The sequence below is a fragment of the Methylobacterium sp. DB0501 genome (assembly GCF_011043735.1).
GTDB classification, from domain to species: Bacteria; Pseudomonadota; Alphaproteobacteria; order Rhizobiales; family Beijerinckiaceae; genus Methylobacterium; species Methylobacterium alsaeris.
This window is the reverse complement of sequence record NZ_JAAKGV010000008.1, coordinates 1-20,242: the sequence shown is the minus strand read 5'-3', so window position 1 is coordinate 20,242 and position 20,242 is coordinate 1. Positions and strand designations below refer to the sequence as shown.

Annotated in this window: 25 protein-coding genes; 7 read left to right on the top strand and 18 right to left on the bottom strand. The window is 71.4% G+C overall.

Annotated elements, in window-relative coordinates; genetic code table 11:
* Window positions 1-559: 559 nt before the first annotated feature.
* A complete protein-coding gene (locus tag G4G93_RS13115; RefSeq protein ID WP_165084867.1) occupies window positions 560-1,492 on the bottom strand; it encodes a cyclase family protein in 933 nt (310 codons plus the stop codon).
* 294 nt (window positions 1,493-1,786) lie between these two features.
* On the opposite strand from G4G93_RS13115, the gene G4G93_RS13110 reads away from it, so the two are divergent.
* The gene (locus G4G93_RS13110; RefSeq protein ID WP_165084866.1) at window positions 1,787-2,302 is read left to right on the top strand and encodes a hypothetical protein; all 516 of its coding nucleotides are present in this window, start codon (window positions 1,787-1,789) and stop codon (window positions 2,300-2,302) included.
* Window positions 2,303-2,408: 106 nt separating this feature from the next.
* Here G4G93_RS13110 and G4G93_RS13105 read toward each other — a convergent pair whose 3' ends face one another.
* The 11 genes from G4G93_RS13105 to G4G93_RS13055 form a co-directional block, all read right to left on the bottom strand.
* Entirely contained in the window at window positions 2,409-2,777 is a 369-nt protein-coding gene (locus tag G4G93_RS13105; RefSeq protein ID WP_165084865.1) for a hypothetical protein, read from the bottom strand.
* A complete protein-coding gene (locus tag G4G93_RS13100) occupies window positions 2,758-3,426 on the bottom strand; it encodes a hypothetical protein (protein WP_165084864.1) in 669 nt (222 codons plus the stop codon). Before G4G93_RS13100 ends, G4G93_RS13105 begins: the two co-directional genes overlap by 20 nt.
* The gene (gene pqqE, locus G4G93_RS13095; RefSeq protein ID WP_165084863.1) at window positions 3,423-4,586 is read right to left on the bottom strand and encodes a pyrroloquinoline quinone biosynthesis protein PqqE; all 1,164 of its coding nucleotides are present in this window, start codon (window positions 4,584-4,586) and stop codon (window positions 3,423-3,425) included. Before pqqE ends, G4G93_RS13100 begins: the two co-directional genes overlap by 4 nt.
* Before the next feature lie 34 nt (window positions 4,587-4,620).
* Window positions 4,621-4,908, bottom strand: a complete 288-nt coding sequence (pqqD, locus tag G4G93_RS13090; RefSeq protein ID WP_165084862.1) for a pyrroloquinoline quinone biosynthesis peptide chaperone PqqD — start codon at window positions 4,906-4,908, stop codon at window positions 4,621-4,623.
* On the bottom strand, window positions 4,905-5,714 hold the full coding sequence (pqqC, locus tag G4G93_RS13085; RefSeq protein ID WP_165084861.1) for a pyrroloquinoline-quinone synthase PqqC: 810 nt from the start codon (window positions 5,712-5,714) through the stop codon (window positions 4,905-4,907). Before pqqC ends, pqqD begins: the two co-directional genes overlap by 4 nt.
* Before the next feature lie 153 nt (window positions 5,715-5,867).
* Window positions 5,868-6,767, bottom strand: a complete 900-nt coding sequence (gene pqqB / locus G4G93_RS13080; protein ID WP_165084860.1) for a pyrroloquinoline quinone biosynthesis protein PqqB — start codon at window positions 6,765-6,767, stop codon at window positions 5,868-5,870.
* Window positions 6,768-6,785: 18 nt separating this feature from the next.
* The gene (pqqA, locus tag G4G93_RS13075) at window positions 6,786-6,875 is read right to left on the bottom strand and encodes a pyrroloquinoline quinone precursor peptide PqqA (protein WP_048436488.1); all 90 of its coding nucleotides are present in this window, start codon (window positions 6,873-6,875) and stop codon (window positions 6,786-6,788) included.
* Between the two features lie 117 nt (window positions 6,876-6,992).
* Window positions 6,993-7,082: a pyrroloquinoline quinone precursor peptide PqqA gene (gene pqqA / locus G4G93_RS13070; protein WP_048426854.1), complete on the bottom strand. Its 90-nt coding sequence runs from the start codon at window positions 7,080-7,082 to the stop codon at window positions 6,993-6,995.
* A 220-nt stretch (window positions 7,083-7,302) separates the two neighbouring features.
* Window positions 7,303-8,007, bottom strand: a complete 705-nt coding sequence (locus tag G4G93_RS13065) for a response regulator transcription factor (RefSeq protein WP_165084859.1) — start codon at window positions 8,005-8,007, stop codon at window positions 7,303-7,305.
* Window positions 8,008-8,029: 22 nt separating this feature from the next.
* A complete protein-coding gene (locus G4G93_RS13060; protein WP_165084858.1) occupies window positions 8,030-9,643 on the bottom strand; it encodes an ATP-binding protein in 1,614 nt (537 codons plus the stop codon).
* A gap of 76 nt (window positions 9,644-9,719) precedes the next feature.
* Window positions 9,720-10,697 (bottom strand): NAD(P)H-binding protein, encoded by a 978-nt coding sequence (locus G4G93_RS13055; protein WP_165084857.1) that lies wholly within the window; start codon window positions 10,695-10,697, stop codon window positions 9,720-9,722.
* Window positions 10,698-10,789: 92 nt separating this feature from the next.
* Here G4G93_RS13055 and G4G93_RS13050 point away from each other — a divergent pair, with 92 nt between their 5' ends.
* Entirely contained in the window at window positions 10,790-11,674 is an 885-nt protein-coding gene (locus G4G93_RS13050; protein WP_165084856.1) for a LysR family transcriptional regulator, read from the top strand.
* Window positions 11,675-11,698: 24 nt separating this feature from the next.
* Here G4G93_RS13050 and ftsY read toward each other — a convergent pair whose 3' ends face one another.
* Window positions 11,699-13,108, bottom strand: a complete 1,410-nt coding sequence (gene ftsY / locus G4G93_RS13045) for a signal recognition particle-docking protein FtsY (protein ID WP_165084855.1) — start codon at window positions 13,106-13,108, stop codon at window positions 11,699-11,701.
* An 84-nt stretch (window positions 13,109-13,192) separates the two neighbouring features.
* Here ftsY and G4G93_RS13040 point away from each other — a divergent pair, with 84 nt between their 5' ends.
* Entirely contained in the window at window positions 13,193-13,891 is a 699-nt protein-coding gene (locus tag G4G93_RS13040) for an RluA family pseudouridine synthase (protein WP_165084854.1), read from the top strand.
* A 113-nt stretch (window positions 13,892-14,004) separates the two neighbouring features.
* Here the strand turns inward: G4G93_RS13040 and mtaB are convergent, their stop codons facing one another.
* A complete protein-coding gene (gene mtaB / locus G4G93_RS13035) occupies window positions 14,005-15,237 on the bottom strand; it encodes a tRNA (N(6)-L-threonylcarbamoyladenosine(37)-C(2))-methylthiotransferase MtaB (RefSeq protein WP_165084853.1) in 1,233 nt (410 codons plus the stop codon).
* Window positions 15,237-16,121, bottom strand: a complete 885-nt coding sequence (gene dapF / locus G4G93_RS13030; protein WP_165084852.1) for a diaminopimelate epimerase — start codon at window positions 16,119-16,121, stop codon at window positions 15,237-15,239. Before dapF ends, mtaB begins: the two co-directional genes overlap by 1 nt.
* A gap of 218 nt (window positions 16,122-16,339) precedes the next feature.
* On the opposite strand from dapF, the gene G4G93_RS13025 reads away from it, so the two are divergent.
* Window positions 16,340-17,101: a GyrI-like domain-containing protein gene (locus G4G93_RS13025; protein ID WP_246736743.1), complete on the top strand. Its 762-nt coding sequence runs from the start codon at window positions 16,340-16,342 to the stop codon at window positions 17,099-17,101.
* A 75-nt stretch (window positions 17,102-17,176) separates the two neighbouring features.
* Here the strand turns inward: G4G93_RS13025 and G4G93_RS13020 are convergent, their stop codons facing one another.
* The 3 genes from G4G93_RS13020 to G4G93_RS13010 are packed head-to-tail and all read right to left on the bottom strand — an operon-like array spanning window position 17,177 to window position 18,728.
* Window positions 17,177-17,791, bottom strand: coding sequence for a DsbE family thiol:disulfide interchange protein (locus G4G93_RS13020; RefSeq protein WP_165085064.1), 615 nt, complete (start codon window positions 17,789-17,791; stop codon window positions 17,177-17,179).
* Between the two features lie 11 nt (window positions 17,792-17,802).
* Complete coding sequence (gene ccmD, locus G4G93_RS13015) at window positions 17,803-17,958, bottom strand: heme exporter protein CcmD (RefSeq protein ID WP_165084850.1); 156 nt, start codon at window positions 17,956-17,958, stop codon at window positions 17,803-17,805.
* Window positions 17,959-17,960: 2 nt separating this feature from the next.
* Complete coding sequence (locus tag G4G93_RS13010) at window positions 17,961-18,728, bottom strand: heme ABC transporter permease (RefSeq protein ID WP_165084849.1); 768 nt, start codon at window positions 18,726-18,728, stop codon at window positions 17,961-17,963.
* Between the two features lie 163 nt (window positions 18,729-18,891).
* Here G4G93_RS13010 and G4G93_RS13005 point away from each other — a divergent pair, with 163 nt between their 5' ends.
* The 3 genes from G4G93_RS13005 to G4G93_RS12995 all read left to right on the top strand — a co-directional run.
* Entirely contained in the window at window positions 18,892-19,065 is a 174-nt protein-coding gene (locus G4G93_RS13005; protein WP_093564380.1) for a DUF1328 domain-containing protein, read from the top strand.
* Between the two features lie 47 nt (window positions 19,066-19,112).
* Complete coding sequence (locus tag G4G93_RS13000) at window positions 19,113-19,370, top strand: hypothetical protein (RefSeq protein ID WP_165084848.1); 258 nt, start codon at window positions 19,113-19,115, stop codon at window positions 19,368-19,370.
* Between the two features lie 63 nt (window positions 19,371-19,433).
* Window positions 19,434-20,242 (top strand): transposase (locus G4G93_RS12995; protein ID WP_165084847.1); only part of this gene is annotated, 809 nt, incomplete at its 3' end.

Here is a 20,242-nt window from a genome sequence, read left to right as displayed (position 1 = left end):
CGGGAGGGGACCAACCGTCACGCGAGCCGCCGGCGCGGCCGCAGGTGCGTGCCGGTATAGAGCGCTCCGACCGGGCATTGGAGCCCGAAGGCCGGCAAGTCCGGTCCAGCATCCGGTTCGCGCAGGCGCCACACCGTCCACCCGTCCGGCCGCGCTCCCGGACCGTGACCTCGATGCGGTTTCGCTCGACGATTAGGATTAACCGGCAGGACTCGTGCGTCCGGTAGAGCCGGGTTTTGGCGTCGATCCTCGGCAGCCCGTCCGGAAGCACCGGCTCGTCGTCGGTGCCTGACACCGCCTCGGCCGGGAGGTAGGCGCAGTCGACGAAGCGGCGCCCGGCCACCGGATCTTCATCGATCACCGCGACGTCCGGCTCCGACCGGTAAGCCCAGGCCCGCCGGCAGGGCCGAGCCCGAGTTCGAGGTCCGGGCGCTGCACAGCTTCGCAGTCGGGATCGGGTCGCTCCAGGGCGTCGTTCAGCAGGCGCCCGAGGTTCTGGCGATCCGGTGATGGTCGATCAGCGACGGAGAGGCGGCCCTGCATCGTGATCGGGATCTCCTCACCGCTCCATCGGCCGCATCACCCCATCCGCGTCGCGCCGCAGCGGCGCAGGCTGGAGCGGCAGCGGCGCGCCCGGCACCGCCTCGACGCTGACCCCGTGCGGCCACGAGGCCGGCGCGATGGCGACGTAGCGGGCGAAGCCCCCGGTGCCGCCGAGGGGCTTGGCGAAGCCGATCGCGATCAGGGCGCCGGCTTCCGGCACCTGGTCGAGATTCGCCACCCCCTCGGCCTGCGCGAAGTTGTTGTGCATCAGCCAGGCCTCTCCTTCGAGGTTCGGCGTCGTGTCGGTGTCGAGCGGCTCGTGGCCGTGGAACAGGATCTTGCGCTCGAGGTGCAGGAATTGCAGCGCCGCGAGGCTCACGCCCGGGAACGGCTTCTGCCGGAACCGCTCGGGCTCGGCCCAGCGCTTGGACCAGTCCGAGCGCACCATCACCACGGCGCCGGCCGGGATGCGGCCGTGTGTCTCCTCGTAAGCCGCGATGTCGGCGACCTGAAGGTGGTAGCCCTCGTCGCGGGCGGCCTTCGGGGAGATGTCGATCACCGCGAGCGGCCGCAGGGTGTAGGTCGCCGGCAGGTCGCTGATCGTGGCGCCTCGCGGGTTCCAGTGCGCCGGCGGGTCGAGCTGGGTGCCGTACTGGTCGGTCGGCAGGTCGTAGGCCGTCGCGACGAAGCCGTGGGTCTCGTAGGTGAAGACGTCGCCTTCCTTGGCGAACCCTTCCAGCGTGCGGCCGGCCCTAGCCGGCTTGAACCGGGCGCCGGCAAAGCCGGGCCAGACGGGCTGGACCGGCGCGAAGGCGTGGGTGAGGTCGATGTATTTCGCCGAGCGGAGGGTTCGGTCGTAGAGCGACCAGAGGGAGAGGTCGTCGGCTATGGCCGGGCTGAGACCGAGGAGGAGACCCGACAGAAGAGCTGCGCTGCGGATCCGTGCCATAATCTCATCCCCTTCCGTTGCCCGTCGGCAGAGTGGCCGGCTCCGGAGCGGCGCGCAACATCGCGGGACGTCCGTCGCGCCGGTGGACATTTTGCCAGCCGCATCGAGCCCCAAGATGAAATCAGCAAAATCTTGATCGGACAGTTCGGCCGATATCATTGCACTTTTCCGGCATTCATCTTTTCATGAGCAGGAATGTGATTTTCATAATATCGTGTTGAAACATAAAGATTGATTATGCATCGTCATCGACGATGCTAGATCATCGCGTCTCACTGAAGACAGGGCGCCCGCATGAGCACGGACGGCGTTTTCATTTCCTCCTCGACTTTGCTGCGCATGCCGAACGACGTTCGGGAGATGGTCATCGCATTCGTCCTGGGACATCGGGATGGTCCGGGCGATGAAGGCGAGACCGGGACGGGTTCCGGAACCGGCAACGACCCCACGGGGGACAGCTCTCCAGACGACGAAGGTTTCGCCGACCTGACGCCGCGACAGGCCCGGCGGTTCATCGACGGATGTGGCGACAGGACGAGGGCGGCCATCGAGGCGATCGCGCGCAGCGACACCCGTTACTTTCAAGTGAAGGATGTCGCCGCCGCGGTCGGCGCCGCCCCGCACGAGCTGCGCGGCGTGTGGGGCGGCCTGACACGTCGTGTCAAGACCGTGACCGGTGATGCCGATGCCTATCTCATCGACTGGGACCGTTCGGATCCGGTCTTCAACGAGGCCGGCCTGTACGTGGATCAGCGCGGCGAGATCACTGATCTGACGCACAAGTCTCTTCGAAAAGCCCTCAAACTGTAACGATCACCCTCGGCGCGGTGCCGCGCCGGGCCGACCGGGGGCGCTAAGGCCAAGCGGGGCGGGCGGAAGCGCTCCCCCGCCGAGGCGGCCTGAGGGCCGCGCGGGATCAGTTCGCGCTCGGCCGGTAGCAGCGGATCTCCGCCTCGGCCTGGGCGCGCCGCAGCTCGGCCACCTGGTCGTCGAACATCTTGGTCGAGCGGAACTCGTTGGCGCGCTGGCCGATGCCCTGGCGCATCCCCAGGATCGTCGAGGCCCGGACATATTTGTCGTAGGGCAGAATCGCCGCGATCGCGTCGATCGAGCAGGCGCATTTCGTCAGCGCCTCGCGGGTCTGGCCGTTCGCCGCCATGCAGCCGAAGACGTAATCGGCCCGGGCCTCGGTGGGATAGTCGTTGTCGTCGGCCCGCGCGGCGGCGAGGCCCGCCGCGAGCACCATGCCGGCGGCGAGCGCCGCCTTAACCAGCAGTCGGTTCATGGGTCAGGGTTTCCTGCAGCAGGATGCCGCCCTCCGGATTCGTCGCCTTGGCGTCGATCGAGACGATCTGGCCAGGCACGGCGGGGGAGACCACGAAAGTGTAGGTCAGGCTGTCGAAGCCGCGCAGGCGGTCGCGGATCGGATCGTCGACGAAGGGCCGCGCCACCACGCGCCAGCCCGGCTTCTTCGCCCCGTCGACCTCGACCTCGGTCGGGGTCACGGTCGCGGTCTCGCGCAAGGCGCGCCGGATGGCGTTCTTGATGTAGCGCGGGTTGCCCTTGAGCACCTTGGCGAGGTCGTCGAGGTGGTGCTCGAGGAAACGCACCAGGACCGGATTGCCCGGCATGTCCTCGTAGGACGCCGTCGGCATCCGGCGCTCGCCGGAGAACATCTCGACCTTGAGGTTGCGGGTCTCGGGATTCGGGCCCGGCGCCACCTCCTCGCGGATGCGGTCCTCGACCGGCGGGCCGAACGGCGCGCCGTCGATGCCGCTGAAGCGGGTGTAGCGGTAGCTGAGCGGCCGGCCCGGCGGGACGTTGGCGAGCTGATTGGTCTCGAACAGGAGCTTGGTGGCGGTCGGCGTCTCTTCGGCCGAAACCGGACCCGCGAGGGCGGCGGTGACGGCGGCAACCAGGACGAGGCGTCTCACACGGGCGCTCCCTCGGGCGTGGCGACGCGCGGCGCGCCGCCGATGGTGCGGTACTGGTAGTCGGGCGCGGTCTCAAGCGCCGATTCGGCGATCGCCAGGGCCTGGACCTTGCCGTGCAGCGGCGACAGCGAGCAGGCCGGATCGGTGGCCGCGGCGTCCCCGGCGAGAGCCAGGGCCTGGCAGCGGCAGCCGCCCCAATCCTTCTCGCGCCGGTCGCAGGAGCGGCAGGGCTCCTGCATCCATTCGGTGCCGCGATAGGCCAGGAAGGCCGGCGAGTCGGCCCAGATCGCGCCGAGCGCGTGGTCCTGGACGTGCCAGAATTCGAGGCCCGGGATCGTCTCGGCGGCGTGGCAGGGCAGCACCTTGCCGGTGGGCGTGACGTTCATCAGCCGCCGGCCCCAGCCGCCGGCGCAGGCCTTCGGATACTTGGCGTAGTAATCCGGCACCACGAGATCGATGACGAGCTGGCCCTTCAGCCGCTCGCGCGCCTCCTCGACGGTGCGGATCGAGCGGTCGACATCGGCTTTCGCCGGCATCAGGGCCGCGCGGTTGACGTAGGCCCAGCCGTAATACTGGGTGTGGGCCACTTCCAGGCGCTTGGCGCCGAGGCGGACCGCGAGATCGATCAGTGCCGGCACCTCGGCGATGTTGCCGCGGTGGATCACGGCGTTCAGGGTCAGCGGCAGACCGAGCGCCGTCACCCGCTCGGCGAAGGCGAATTTCTGCGGTTGCGCGTTCTTGAGGCCGCCGATGCGTTCGGCATTGGCCGCCTCGACCGCCTGGACCGAGAGCTGCACGTGGTCGAGGCCGACATCGGAGAGCGCGTCGAGCTTGTCGAGCGCGCCCGCCACCCCGGAGGTGATCAGGTTCGAGTAGAGGCCGAGTTCGGCACAGGTGCGGGTGATCTCGACGATGTCCTGCCGCGCCGTCGGCTCGCCGCCCGACAGGTGGACGTGCAGGACACCCAGGCCCGCCGCCTCGGAGAGCACCCGCTGCCAGGTCGCGGTGTCGAGCTCGGCCGAGCGCCGGTCGAGCTCGAGCGGGTTCGAGCAGTACGGGCAGCGCAGGGGGCAGCGATGGGTCAGCTCGGCGAGGAGCCCGATCGGGGCCGGCAGGGCCGGGGGGCCGGCAGGAGGGCCCGCAGGAGTGACGGCGTTCATGATGGCCTCTTCTCGGCTCGGTCTCTCCCGGGCGTCACGCCGCCGGCACGGTCTCCAGCACGCGCTTCAGCAGCAGGCCGTCCAGCATGGCGATGACGTCGGGCTCGATGACGCCGCGATCGACCTCGTATTGCAGGGCCAGCGCCTCGGCGATGGCCCGGATGCTGCGGCTGCCGTCGACGAGGCTGAGGACCGCGACGGCATTCTGGTCGAGGTCGAAGGTGCGCTCGGGCGCCAGCAGCACGTGGGCGTCGCGCACCGTGTCGTGGCGCAGGCGCACGCCCCGGGGCAGGCGCGGCACGCTGTCGGGGGTCAGGCTCATGCGGGGCTCCCGACGAAATCGGCCCGCAGGCCTTCGCCGGGCCGCCAGGCATCCGGCGGAATCATCCCGGGCGCCACGTATGCGAAGTAGAGCGCGTCGAGCTGGGTCCACAGCACGCTGCACTTGAAGCGGAGGGCGGCGAGGGCCTGGGCCTGCAGCTCGGGCGTGGTGGCGTGGCGCTTGACGTAGTCGAGGGCGAAATCCGCGTCCCGCGGCGCCTGGGTCAGGCGCTTGTCGAAATAGGCCAAGGTCTCGCGGGTGATGAAATCGTAGTTCTTCAGCATCCCGGCCACGCGCTCGGAGATGATGGTCGGCGAGAACATCTCGGTGAGCGAGGAGGCGACGGCCTCGAGGAGCGAGCGCTGGCCGACGAAATGCACGTAGGCCTCGACCGAAAAGCGGGTCGCCGAGAGGATGCCCGTCGTCGAGAGGACGTAATCGCGATCGAAGCCGACGCCCTCGGCGAGCTTGAGCCAGCGCTCGATGCCGCCGTCGCCCTCGTGGTCGCCGTCATGGTCGACGATGCGCTGGCGCCAGATCCGGCGGAGCGCCGCGTCCGGCAGGCGGGCCAGCAGGGTGGCGTCCTTCACCGGGATCATCGCCTGGTAATAGTAGCGGTTGAGCGCCCAGGCCCGGACCTGGTCCTTGTCGAGCTTGCCGTCATGGAGCAGGCGGTGGAACGGATGCAGGTTGTGATAGCGCCGCGCCCCGATGTCGCGGAGCGCCGCCTCGAGCTCGTCGGGCGAGAGCAGGCGGCCGGCGGGCTCGACGGGACTGGACAGGAGGGCGAGGGAAGCGGCGGTCATGGCGTCCTGGCTGGGCTTCTTGGTGTTCCGGTTTCTCGCTCGGCGGCCGAGCCGGGGAGATTGCTCCGCGGCGGGAGCCGGTCAAGGGCGACCAAAGTGCCCGAGGTACCGCGGAGAGACTCCGCGCCTTTCCCGTCGATGCGGAGGCTGGCGTCACAGGGCCAGCGTCAGCCCGTCCTGCGCCACGATCCACCCCGCCGCCTCGATGCCGCGGCGCTCGTCGGAGCCCTCGACGAGCACCGGGTTGGTGTTGTTGATGTGGACGAAGACCCGCCGCCCGATCGGTACCTCGGCGAGGGCCGCCACCGAGCCGTCCTCGCCGGTCATCGGCACGTGGCCCATGCGCCAGCCGGTCTTGGTACCGACCCCGGCGCGGATCATGTCGTCGTCGGCGAGCACCGTGCCGTCGAACAGGAGCGCATCGACCCCCGCGACGCGGTCCTTCAGGCCGTCGGTGACCCGGGCGCAGCCCGGCACGTAGGCGAGGCGCTTGCCCCCGGCCTCGATCATCGCGCCGACCGTGCTCTCGGTCTCGGCGCCGATCTCCGGCGTACCGTCCTCGAGCCAGAGCGGCACCTTGCCGGGGACCGGGAACAAGGTCACGGTGAGTCCCGGCACCGGCGAGAAGGCCTCGTTCAGAGCGATCTCGGCCCGCTCGACGACGCCCCGTGCCATCACGTCGAAGACGCGGTTATCCGCGATCGAATCGAGGATGCCGCGCGTGGCGTGGAGGCGGAAGGGCTGGCCCTCGCGCAAGGTGAGCAGCCCCGCGACGTGATCCACGTCGCCGTTGGTGAGCAGCACCGCCCGGATCGGCGAGTGGCGCAGGCCCTCGCGCGGATGGAGGGCGGGCGTCTCGGAGAGTTGCTGGCGGATATCCGGCGAGGCGTTCACCAGGAGCCAGTGGTCGCCGTCGGCGGAGACCGCGAGGCTCGACTGGGTGCGGGCCAGGACCCGGCGGTCGCCCGCCCGGGCCATGGCGCAGATCGGGCAGCGGCAGTTCCACTGCGGCACGCCCCCGCCCGCGCCGGAACCCAGAACGATGGCCTGCATGATCTGGGTGCGACCCCGTCAGTTGAAGGGATCGATCTCGGCGGACTCGTAGGACGTGACTTCCATGCCGACGCAGATCTCGGCGACGACGGGCATCGACCACTTCATGAGGTTCCTCCTTCGACTTCGGCGGACGGTCCGGCTCGTGGCGGCCGGAATTCTGGTGGTGTCTCGACCGAGCGCCATCCGGCGGCGAGCCGCCGGAGGCGCAAACCGTGCGAGCCCTTAGTTGAAGGGATCGATCTCGGCGGACTCGTAGGACGTGACTTCCATGCCGACACAGACCTCGGCGACGACGGGCATCGACCACTTCATGGCGTTTCTCCTGGGCTTGCCGAAACCTCTAAGAGGTTCTTAAGACGTTGGAATGACAGTGGTTTCTGTCACACGGGATATATCGGCAATCAGGGCCCGGAGTGCAAGCGCTATTTTGCCGAAACCTCCGATGCGGTGGGGACGCACATTCTCAGACCGGTCTTATTGTGCAGGATTCCTGAGGAGTTAGCCAGCATCGATTGCGCCCAAAATAATTTCGTCACTGACGAAATCCCGCCTCGTGCAGGTCGAGCATGAAGCCGCGGCCGCGCACCGTGACGAGGCTCGGGCCGCCGGCCCGGACGATGTCGGCGAGCTTGGTGCGCAGGTAGCCGACATAGACGTCGACGACGTTGAGGGAGAGGCCGCCCTGGCTTGCCCAAAGCTTGTCGAAGATGTCGCCGCGGGCGACCGGGCGGCTCGCCTGCTCCATCAGGATCGCCAGAAGCTCGGCCTCGCGCTGGGTCAGCCGCGCGGTGACGTCGCCGAAGCGGACCTGCCGCGTCGCGAGGTCGAGCGAGAGGCGCCCGGCGGTGACCAGGGTGCGGGCCTCGCCGGCGGCGCGGCGCCGCTGCAGATGGACGCGCAGGCGGGCGAGCAGCTCGTCGAACGCGAACGGCTTGACGATGTAGTCGTCGGCGCCGACCGCCAGGCCGTCGACCCGGTCGCCGACCTCGTCCTTGGCGCTCAGGAACAGGATCGCCCCCGGATAGCCGCCCTCGCGCAAGCTGCGGCACACGTCGTGGCCCGAGCCGTCCGGCAGCATGTTGTCGAGCAGCACCGCTTCCGGCACCCGCTCGCGGGCGGCGGCGAGCGCCTCGTCGACGCCGCCCGCGAGGTCGATGTCGAAACCCTCGGCGCTCAGGCCCCGGGCCAGCATGGCGCGGATGTCGCCGTCATCCTCGACGATGAGCACGTTGGTCATCGGCGTCCGTCTCGTCGCCGGCTCATGCCGCGTCCCCCGCCGCATCCCATGCCGCATCCTCCCTCATGTCCTCGCCGGGGAGTTCCAGCGTCACCCGGGCGCCGGACTTTCGGTCACCCGCGCCCCCGGAGTCCAGGCGGATCGTCCCATCATGGCGCTCGACGACCCAGCGCGCCAGAGCGAGCCCGATGCCGAATCCGGCCGCCGGGCCCGGCCCGTCGCCGCGCCGGAACCGCTCGAACAGGCGCTCGGCCTCCGGCGGGAAGCCGGGGCCGTCATCGGTCACCGTGACGGCGGCACCGTGGCCGCGCGGTGAGAAGCCAACGCCGACCCGGGTGGCGCCGGCCGCGTGGCGCAGCGCGTTGTCGATCAGCCCCTCGACGATCTGGCGCAGCCACTCGGCATCGGCCAGAACCTCGACGTCGGCGGCGCTCGGCTCCAGCTCCAGACTGATGCGGCGGCGCCGGGCCTCCGGCGCGCAGCTCTCCACCGCCTCGGCCAGGATGCCCGCGAGGCCGACCGGGCGCAGCTCGAGGGCGATCTGGCCGGATTCCGAGCGTGCCACCCGCAGCATGTCGCCGACGCGGCGGTGCAGCCGCAGGGCGCGGTTGCGGATGGTGGCGATGACCGGGCGGAACGCATCCGGCGTGCCGGGCGAGCGGGCGGCGAGGTCGCACTCGCCGAGGATCACGGTGAGCGGCGTGCGCAGCTCGTGGCTGACATCGGCGAAGAAGCGCCGGCGCGAGGCGTCGATCTCCTCCAGCCGGGCATTGGCGCCGCGCAGGTCGGCGGTGGCGCGGGCGACGGTCTCCTCCAAGGCCGCCCGGTCGGCGGCGACCCGCGCCTCGCGCCGCTTCAGCCGCGCCGCCATGCGGTTGAAGCTGGCGACCAGGAGGCCGAGCTCGTCGCGGCTCGCCACCGGCAGGCGGGTGTCCAGCTCGCCGCGGCCGATGGCGGCGGCACCCGCCCGGATCGCCTCGATCCGGCGCAGGATCGGCCGGGTCAGGCCCTGGTGCAGCAGGACGAGCAGCAGCACGATCAGCACGGCCGCCGCCACCGCGACGCCGCGCATCCGGCCGGCCAGCGTGCGGACCTCGGCCGAGGAGGCCTCGACCGCCCGGCGCTCGGCCTCGACCAGGAAGGTGAGGGGCTGGCCGGTCACCGCCCCGAAGGCGTTGAGCGCGCCGCGGATCGCGTCGGCGCGCCGGGCGGGGTCGGGCTCGCGCTGGATCTGCGCCACCTGCCGGTCGAGCATGGCGCGGGCGGCCCGCAGGCGGGCCAGCGGCCGGGCCCGCGCCGTGTATTGCGTGCGGTCGAGGACGCCGCCGGCCCCGGCGACGGCCCGGCTGAGGCCGTCGTCGACGGCGTTGAGCGCCCGGTCGACCTCGTTGCGGGCATTGGCGAGGCGCTCGGGCCGGCCCGGATTGTCGCTCACCGCCTCGATCGCCGCGAGGCCGAACTCGGTCAGCCGCCCGGACAGTTCGGCGATCAGCTCCAGGCGCACCTGCGCGTCGAGGGTCGCGTCGAGGGTGCGCTCGGCGGTGTGCAGCGTCGCGTAGAGGCCGATCGCGGCCAGCACCACGAGGGCGGCCGCGCTTCCCACCAGCAGGCCGAACCTGACCCTGAGCGATCCCATCCCGACGCGGCTCTCCCGGTTAGTCCGCCATCCTGCACGGGATCGTGGGGAAGGGCGAGCGGACGAAGGGCGAGGGTCAGCAATGTGCCGCTTCGGCTCGGGGCCGCTCCGCCAGGCATCCGAGCCCGGCGAGCGTCTCCCGCACCGCCGCGTCGAGGGGCGTGTGCGGCTCGGCTCCCAGGAACTCCACCAGCCCCGCATTGCTCATCCGCACGGGCTCCTGCCAGAGATAGCGCATCTCTCGGATCTCCCGGGCCAGCGGCCAGACCGGCGCGGCCAGCGGCAGGAGCATCCAGGGAAAGCGCCACACCGGGACATCGCCGACCGCGCGGGCGATCGCCGCGATCATCTGCCGGCCGTCCGGGTCCCAGTGGCCGTCCATGTTGAAGGCGGAGAAGCGCGGCAACTCGGCCTCGCGCCCGGCGAGCCGCACCATCGTCTCGGCCACGTCGGGCAGGTAGGCCCATTGGTGGCCGATCCCCGGCGTGCCGGGATCGAGCACCCGCCGCACCGGCCGTCCCGGCCGCACCAGCGCCGAGGAGAACCAGGAATTGGCGCTGGTGCGCGGCCCGAAGAAGTCGCCGGCCCGCACGACCAGGCTGCGCACGCCGGACGCGCGCAGCCGCGCCTCCATGGCGATGCGGATGCGGCCCTTGGCGGTCCGGGGCGTCTGGGGCGCGTCGGCGCCCGGGCTCGGGCCGGCGTCGCGGCCGTAGACGTAGACGTTGCCGGGCAGGAGCAGGCGGGCCTCCGCGCCCTTCGCCGCCGCGATCGAGGCGTCGAGCATCGGCAGCACCAGCCGGTCCCAGTCGCGGTAGCCGGGCGGATTGACCGCGTGGACGAGGAGCGACGTCCCGGCGGCGGCCGCGATCACGTCGGCGGGCACCATCGCGTCGCCGCGCACCCAGTCGAGCCCGTCCGGCCCTCCTCGCGCCGCCCGGTCGGGATCGCGGTGCAGGGCCCGCACCGTCCAGCCCTCCTGCCGGAGGCGCCGCGCCACCGCGCCGCCGATTCCACCCGTCGCGCCCAGAACCAGGGCCGTCCTCGTCGTCATCGCGCTCTCCTCATCGGGGGACGGGGGAGATGTGCCAGGGCGCCGGCACCCTGGAAATTGCCGAACGGCGACGATCGGCTAAACGAAACCGTATGACCGAACCGAGCTGGGATCATTACCGCGCCGCGCTCGCCGTGCTGGAGGAGGGCTCGCTCTCCGGCGCAGCGCGGGCGCTCGGCCTGACGCAGCCGACCCTCGGCCGGCAGGTCGCGACACTCGAACGGGCGCTCGGGGTCGCCCTGTTCACCCGCTCGCCCGCCGGCCTCGCGCCGACCGAGGCCGCCCTGACGCTGGCGCCCTTCGCGCGATCCCTGCGGGCGACGGCGGAGGCCCTGCGCCGGGCGGTGACGGCGGACGCGGAGGGGCTGTCGGGGCGGGTCCGGATCACCGCTTCCGAGGTCGTTGGCGCCGAGGTGCTGCCGCCGATCCTGGCCGCGCTTCACGGCCGCCATCCCGGCCTCGCCCTCGACGTGGCGCTCTCCGACCGGATGCAGGACCTGCTGCGGCGCGACGCCGACATCGCGGTGCGCATGGCGGCGCCGACGCAGGGCGCGCTGGTGGCACGACGGGTCGGCACGGTCCGTCTCGGCCTCTACGGTCACCGCCGTTACCTCGAACGGCGCGGCGTGCCGGAGGCTCCGGCGGATCTCGCCCGGCACAGCGTCATCGGCTTCGACACCGAGACGCCGTTCCTGCGGGCGATGATGCGCAGTGCCCCCGCCCTGGCCGGGGTCGGCTTCGCCTGGCGCAGCGACAGCACGCTGGCCCAGCTCGCCGCGCTCCGGGCCGGGTTCGGCCTCGGCGCCTGCCACACCGGCCTCGCCGCCCGCGACCCGGACCTGGTCCGAGTCCTGCCGGAGATCGTCTGGGAGCTGCCGACCTTCGTGGCGATGCACGAGGACCTGCGCGCCTCGCGCCGCTGCCGGGTGGCGTTCGACGCGCTGGCGGAAGGGATGGCGGCGTATTGCGCGGAGTGAGCGGGGGACGGTCCCCCGCTCCCGTCAGCCCTTGTCGAGACCCGCGATCGCCCGGGCGAAGTCCCGCGCCGCGAAGGGCTCCAGGTCGTCGACGCCCTCGCCGACGCCGATGAAGTGGACCGGCAGGCCGAACTTGGCGGCGAGCGCCACCAGGATGCCGCCCCGCGCCGTGCCGTCGAGCTTGGTCATCACCAGGCCGGTGACCCCGGCGGCCTTCTGGAAGATCTCGACCTGGCTCAGCGCATTCTGGCCCACCGTGGCGTCGAGGACGAGGAGCACGGCGTGGGGCGCGTCCTCGTCGAGCTTGCGGATGACCCGGATCACCTTCTCCAGCTCGGCCATCAGCCCGGCCTTGTTCTGCAGCCGGCCGGCGGTGTCGATCATCAGGATGTCGGTGCCGGCGTCGCGCGCCGCCTGGAGCGCGTCGAAGGCGAGGCCGGCGGCGTCCGAGCCTTGCGCGCGCGCCACCACCGGCGCGCCGGTGCGCTCGCCCCAGACCCGCAGCTGCTCGATCGCCGCGGCCCGGAAGGTGTCGCCGGCGGCCAGCATGACGCTGTGCCCCTGCGCCCGGAATTTCTGGGTCAGCTTGCCGATCGTCGTGGTCTTGCCGGCGCCGTTGACGCCGATCATCAGGATCACGAACGGGTTCTTCGTCGTGTCGATGACGAGGGGCCGGGCGACCGGATCGAGGGCGCGCTCGACCTCGGTCGCCAGGATCGCCCGCACCTCGTCGGGGGCGATGCCCTTCTCGTAGCGGCCCTTGCCGACCGCTTCCGCGATCCGCGCGGCGGTATCTAGGCCGAAATCGGCCTGGATCAGCGCGTCCTCCAGCTCTTCCAGGGTGTCGGCGTCGAGCTTGCGCTTGGTGAACAGCCCGGTGACACGGTCGGACAGGGCCGAGGAGGTGCGCTTGAGGCCGCCGGTCAGCCGGCTCCACCAGCCGCGCCGCTCCTCCGCCTCCGGCGCTTGAGCCGGGGGCTGGAAGATCTGCAGCGGGGCCTCCTCGGGTGCAGGCTCCTCGGCGATCTCAGCGACGGGCTCCGCGACCGGGACGGGTTCGGGCTCCGGCTCGTGAGGCTCGGGCTCGGGCGCCGGCGGCACCGCGCCTTCGGGCTGCACCTCCTCGACGGGCTCGAGATCGGCCCCGGCGAGCTCGTCGGGCAGGTCCTGCTCCGGCGCGGTCTCGGGCGAGGCCTCGGTCACGGTCGGGGGGGCCGGAAGGATCTCGTCGGCGGCGGTGGTGAAGTCGGGCACGCCCTCCGACAGGGTGCCGGTCGGCTCGGTCGGCATCGTCCCGGCGGGGTCGGGCTCGGCGCCCCCGGCCGGAGCCTCCCCGGGCGCCGTGGCGGGCGTCTCGACAGGGGTCTCCGTCGGCGTCTCGGCCTTCCGGCCGAACAGTCGGCCGAACCAGCCCGGCTGTTTGGTCTCACTCATCCGCACTTGCTCCCGGCCCTGCGGACGATCTAGGGCGGCCTGCCCCGAACTTCGCCCACATCCGCCGCCCTTAGCGACAGGCCCATGATCGTTGACGACATACTCTCGCGGCTCCTCTACCGCGATGCCCTGGTGCTCGTCATCGACAAGCCGGCGGGTTTGCCGGTCCATCCCGGGCCGAAGGGCGGCGAGACGCTGACCCAGCACCTCGACGCCCTGCGCTTCGGCCTGCCGCGCCGGCCCGAGGCCGCCCACCGCCTCGACCGCGACACGTCCGGCTGCCTGGCGCTCGGCCGCCACGCCAAGGCGCTGGCCCGGCTGAACGCCCTGTTCGCGCAGGGGCGCGCGGGCAAGACCTACTGGGCGCTGGTCGAGGGCGGTCCCGCCGAGGAGGCGGGCGAGATCGACCTGCCCCTCGCGCGCCGCTCCGACGACCCCCGCAGCTGGTGGATGAAGACCGATCCGACGGGCGACCCGTCCCTGACGCGCTGGCGGGTGATGGGGCGCGATCCGGCCTCCGGGCGGACCTGGCTGGCGCTGAACCCGGTGACCGGGCGCACCCACCAGCTCCGGGTCCACTGCGCGGCGATGGGCTGGTCGATCCTGGGCGACCCGATCTACGGCAGCGCCCCGCGCCAGGGCGGGCCGGGGCTGCAGCTGCACGCCCGCGCCCTGACGCTGCCGCTCTACCCGAAGAAGCCGGCGATCACCGTCGAGGCGCCGGCACCGGGGCACATGCGGGAGGGGTTGCGGGCGTGCGGGATGGCCGACTCGCCGGAGTGATCCGGAGATGACGGCGAGAAGATTCTGCCCGACGCTTCTGACACCCTCCGGGTTCCCAGCTGCGCCGGGGCCCAGGATGACGAGGAGGTCGGAAGGTCCACCCGTCGGCGCTTCTAGGCCGCTCGCAGCTCCCGCCCGTCATGCCCGGCGATCCGCAGGTCGACCAACGCCCCCGCCTCCACCCACTCCGGCAGCCGCACCGGCAAAAAACCCTCCGTCCGCCCGATGCCGCCGCGCTCGGCCAGCACCCGGCGGGTCTCGCCGACCTCGCGGTCGAGGCGGCGGGCGAAGGCGGCGGCACCGGCCTCGCGCAGGCGGGCGGCGCGGTCGCGGATCTCGCCCGAGGCGACCTGCGGCATCCGGGCCGCCGGCGTGCCGGGGCGGGGCGAGTAGGGGAAGACGTGGAGCTGGGCGAGGCCGCATTCCTCGACGAGGGCGAGGGAGCGGGCGAACTGCGCCTCGGTCTCGGTCGGGAAGCCGGCGATCAGGTCGGCGCCGAACACCGCGTCGGGGCGGAGTTGCCGGATCTCGGAGCAGAACCGGATCGCGTCGTCGCGGCCGTGCCGGCGCTTCATGCGCTTGAGGATCAGGTCGTCGCCGGCCTGGAGCGAAAGGTGAAGATGCGGCATCAGCCGCGGCTCCTCGGCGAAGGCCGCGACCAGCGCCGGATCGGCCTCGACGGAATCGATCGAGGACAGGCGCAGGCGGTCGAGGCCGGGGACCTCGCGCAGGATCGCCCGCACCAGGATCCCGAGGGTGAGGTCCCCGAGGTCGCGGCCATAGGCCGTGAGGTCGACGCCGGTCAGCACCACCTCGCGGGTACCGCAGGCCACCAGGGCACGGACCTGCGCCACGGCGTCCGCCAGCGGCACCGAGCGCGAGTTGCCGCGGCCGAACGGGATGACGCAGAAGGTGCAGCGATGGTCGCAGCCGTTCTGCACCGGCAGGAAGGCGCGGGTGCGCGCCCGCATGGGTGCGGCCTCCGGCAGCGGGTCGGGCCTCGGCGCCATCACGTCGTCGATCCGGACCCGCTCGGGGGAGGGCGCGGCCCAGATTGCGGGATCGAGCTTGCGGCGGTTGCCGAGGATCTCGGCCACCTCGGGCATGGCGGCGTAGGCCGTGGTCTCGACCTGGGCGCCGCAGCCCGTCACCACCACCCGCGCCGCCGGGTTCGCCCGTGCCGCGCCGCGGATCGCCTTGCGGGCCTGGCGCCCGGCCTCGACGGTGACCGCGCAGGTATTGACGAGGAGGAGATCGGTGCGGCCGGCCGCTTCGGCCTGCCGGCGCATCGTCTCCGATTCGGCGGCGTTGAGGCGGCAGCCGAAGCTCAGGACCTCGACCGACATCACGCCGCCCCGAACAGCGAGGCCGCGAAGGTCCCCTCGTGCTCCAGCTCGGTCGGGCCGGTCATGCGGACGTGGTCGTCCTCGCCCCAGTCGATGCGCAGGTCTCCGCCCGGCAGCGTCACGGTCGCCTCGCGGTCGGTGAGGCGCAGGCGCGACGCCGCGACGAGGGCGGCGCAGGCGGCGGTGCCGCAGGCCCGGGTCAGGCCGGCGCCGCGCTCCCAGACCCGCAGGCGGATGTGGCCGCGGTCGATCACCTGCGCCAGCGAGATGTTGGCCCGGTCGGGGAAGATCGGGTGCGATTCGAGCAGCGGGCCGATCCGGCCGAGGTCGTAGGCGTCGGGGTCGCGCTCGACGAAGAACACCGCGTGCGGGTTGCCCATGCTGACCGCACCCGGCGAGTGCAGGACGGGATCGTCGATCGGCCCGATCTGCAACTCGATGCGGCGGGTATCGGGGAACGGCTCGGCGAGCGGGATCTCGTCCCACTTCAGGCGCGGCGCCCCCATGTCCACGGTGAAATCCACGGGCGAGACGCGCACGACCTCGAGCAGGCCGGGGCGGGTCTCGAGGGTCAGGCGGTCGTCCGGAACCGGACGCGCCATCACGGGGTCGTCCATCATCGCCCAGGCGACGCAGCGGGTGCCGTTGCCGCAGGCGCCGGCCTCCGAGCCGTCGGTGTTGTAGATCCGGACATAGGCGTCGGTGCCCGGGGTCACGGGATCGTGCAGCACCATCATCTGGTCGAAGCGCGAGGCGGGATCGGCCGCGATGGCGCGCGCCTCGTCCGGCTGCACCCGGGCGTCGCTGCCGCGTAGGTCCAGCACCACGATCTCGTTGCCGAGGCCGTTCATCTTCAGGAAGCGGCGATGGGCGAGGGGGGACACGGGCAGGCTTCTCCGGTCAGGCACGGCTCAGGTGGGGATGCGGCGGTGTATGGACCAGAACCGGCCCGCAGGCGAGCGGCGGGCGCGGGATGGCCTTCTCGACGGACCCCTCGCGCTCACGCATCCGCGATGAGGCTGCAACGGCTTTGCGCTTGACGCGTTCGACACGTCCGGCGATGCCGGCCCACGCTGAAGCCGCCCGGAGCGCTCCGCCCGTGATGAAGACCCGCCTTCCGACGATCGCGATCGGCCTCGCGGCCGCCCTGGCCTGCGGAACACCCGCCCCGGCGCAGCAGCCGGCCCCGGCCCCCGCGCCGTCACCCGCAGCGCCCCCGGCCAGCACGCCGTCGCCCGCGCAATCTACCCCGCTGCCGACCACCACGGCTCCCGGACCGGGACCCGGGGCCAACCAGGCGCCGACCCCGCCGGCGCCCGAGAAGGCGCTGCCGCCCTCGACCCCGGTGCCGCCGACCGCCGGACGCGTGCCGCTCGTCGCCAATCCGGGCGATCCCTCCGATGTCGACGAGGTGACGCTGCCGGCCAAGCCGGCCGCGATCCTGTCCGGCACCGCGAAGTGGGACCAGGCGGTGCCGAGCCTCAAGGACGCGATCGCCAAGGTCGAGGCGGCGCTCGCCCAAGCAGGCATCACGGCGACCGGCAAGCCGCTCTCGGTCTTCACCCGCACCGACGACGACGGCTTCCAGTACGAGGTGATGGTGCCGATCGAGGCCGCCCCGAACCCGCGCCCCGCCGGCCTGCCGGACGACCTGCGCTTCGGCGCCACCCCGAGCGGCAAGGCCCTGCGCTTCACCCACAAGGGGCCCTACGAGGGCATCGACCAGACCTACGAGACCGTGACGGCCTATCTCGACGCCAAGGGCATCATCGTCCAGGACGCCTTCGTGGAGGAGTACCTGACCCCGCTGGCGAGCCCGTCCGACGAGGCGCTGGAGGTGAACATCTACGCGCTGCCGAAGTAGGGGGGGCACGCAGCGCCCCCTAACCCGGACGCCTGAAGCGTCCGCGATAGAGGGCGAGGCTCAAGCCCTCGCCCTCTATTTCAGCGCCCGCACCCGTGCCAGGAACGCGTCGTAGTTCTCGGGCGTGAGGATCCCGACCAGCTTCTCGCGGATGCGCCCGTCCGGTCCGATCACGAAGGTCTCGGGCACGCCGTAGACCCCGAGATCGATGCCGACGCGGCCGGTCTCGTCGGCGCCGACGGCCTTGAACGGGTTGCCGTGGCGGCCGAGGAAGCGGCGGCCGTTCTCGGGCTGGTCCTTGTAGTCGATGCCGACGAGGTTCACCCCGTCGCGGGCGAGCCGCACCAGCATCGGGTGCTCGACCTGGCACGGGGCGCACCACGAGGCCCAGACGTTCAGGACCGTCACCTTGCCCTTGAAGTCGGCGGCATTCAGGCCCGGCACCGGGGCGCCGGCGTCGGTCAGGCCCGCCACCCCCGACAGGGTGAAGTCGGGCACCTGGCGGCCGATCAGGGCCGAGGGCACGGCGGAGGGGTCGTAGCCGGTGGTGAGCAGCTTGCCGAGGAAGATGCCGGCCAGGCCTGCGAAGGCGAGGAGCGGCAGCAGGAACAGCAGCCGCGAGCGGCGCGGCGCCGCCTCGGACTCCTCGCCTGGGCCGGCTTGGCCGGCGCCGTCCCGGACCGGATGCACGGGGGCGTCGCTCACCGGCGGCCCCGCGGAGGTTCCTGTGCGAGCCGGGCGAGCGCCCGCTCCTGCGCCCGCCGGTCGAGGATCGCGTGGGCGACGAGCGCGAGGATCACCAGGACGGTGAACCCGTAGGCGCCGAGGATGAAGGGGGCGTGAGGTCCGAGATCCATGGTCAGGCCGCCTGCGGGGCCATCAGGGCGGCGTCGAGCCGTTCGGCTTCGAGGATCGTGAGCGTGCGCACGCGCCGGCGCAGGATCTCGGTGCGCATCGCCTGGAGGTGGAGCGCGATGCCGAGCACCGAGGCGGCGGCGATCATGACGAGGAGCGGATAGAGCATGCTCGCGTAGATGGTCGGCCCGCCCATCCGCAGGATCGAGGCCGGCTGGTGCAGGGTCGACCACCAGTTCACCGAGAACTTGATGATCGGCAGGTTGATAGCGCCGACCAGCGTCAGGATCGCGACGGCCCGGGCGGCCCGGTTCGGGTCCTCGATGGTGCGCCACAGGGCGAGCAGCCCGCAATAGATCAGGAACAGCACCAGCATCGAGGTCAGGCGCGCGTCCCAGACCCAGTAGGTGCCCCACATCGGCTTGCCCCAGAGCGAGCCGGTGACGAGGCAGATCAGCGTGAAGGCGGCCCCGATCGGGGCGGCGGCGCGCTGCGCCACGTCGGCCAGCGGATGGCGCCAGATCAGGGTGCCGAGGGCCGAGACCGCCATGGCGCCGTAGAAGAACACCGCCATCCAGGCCGCCGGCACGTGGATGTACATGATCCGCACCGTCTCGCCCTGCTGGTAGTCGGGCGGGACCACGAACCAGGTCAGGTACTGGCCGACCGCCAGCAGCACGACCGCGAGGCCCGCCACCCAGGGCAGGAGAGCCCCGGACCAGCGCATGAAGTGGCCGGGCTGCGCCAGCCGGGTGAGGAGACCGATCGCCATGACGCGGGTGTAGCGCGCGGGCGTCCCTCGGGGCAATGCGGACGAACGGCGCAGGACCGCGTAGCGAAGCCGGGTGCGGCAAAGGGTGTGGACCATCCGGAACGAAGCGTGGCGGTGCCGGTTACCCTCCCGACTTTTCGTCGTGACCGGGGGGCCTTCCGCGATGTTGAAATGGGCGATCATCTTCTTCGTGATCTCGCTGGTGGCCGGTGCGCTCGGCTTCACCAACGTCGCCTCAGGCGCCCGCGGCATCGCGCGGCTGCTCTTCGGGCTGTTCCTGGTGATCGCGGTGGTGATCGTGATCGCGGCGGTGCTCATGGGGCAGGCGGTGTTCTAGACGGCAAGCGGCCCTCCCCCGGTGCGCGGTGCCGGGGGAGGGGGGCGATGGTGGACGACATACGCCTGGCGACGATGGACGATGCGGGGGAGATCAGCCGTGTCGTCCTTTCTGCGTTGCACGAGAGCAATGCCCGTGATTACGGGCCGGAGACCATCGCCCGGGTCGCCCAAGGCTTCACACCGGAAAGCATTGCCGTTCAAATTGCGACGCGACAAGTCTTCGTCGAACCGGAGGCGATCAATATCATCAGCGCCCACGGTACACGACAATGGCGTCTGCGAGGCTGGTACAGCTACGGTTGATGCCCTGGTTGTGGGCGGTACGCTGTGGTGGACTGAAGGATTCTCCGCCAAGAGGATCCTCCGATGTCCTGCTGCCTGCGCACCACCCTGGTAACGAGCCTATCGACCCATCTTGTTCTCAGAAAATCCCGTCTCGAGACCCTTGGCACCCTGATCATCGCGCTGATCCACGGCCGAAGCGTCAATCTCACTCACATCGCCAGCCACTGTCGCGGATCAGCCTGCTACACGTCGAAGTATCGCCGCCTGCAACGCTTCTCCCAGCATGTCCGCCTCGATCAGGCTGTCATCGCCGCGCTCGTCGTCCGCATGCTCAACCTGGCTCGCCCCAAGTGCCTGGCGCTCGATCGCACGAACGGGAAGATTGGCCGGCACGATGTCAACATCCTGATGCTCGCCATCGTTACCCGTCGCTTCCGTGTGCCTCTGTTCTGGACAGTGCTACATAACCAGGGCAACAGCAACACGGCTCAGCGGATCGCACTCCTCAAGCAGTACCTGGCTTTGTTCGAGCCTGGATCGATCGAGTTCCTGCTCGCCGAGCGCGAGTTCATTGGCGCCGCGTGGTTCAAGTTTCTCATTGAAGCCGAGATCCCGTTTGCCATCCGGGTCCGATCCGAACTGACCATGAGCCTCCCGGACGGACGACCGTGGTCGATCGAGAGCCTGCTGCGCAACAAGCGGGCGCGGCGGACCATCCACACACTCGATCTCGTCCTGCCCGATACGGCATTGACCGTGAAGCTGGCAGCCAAGCGATTGGCCAGCGGCGAATGGTTGATCGTCATGACCAACACCGCCAAACCCAAACGTGCGCTCCAGCTCTATCGGCGACGCTGGGGGATCGAATGCTTGTTTGGCGATGCCAAGGC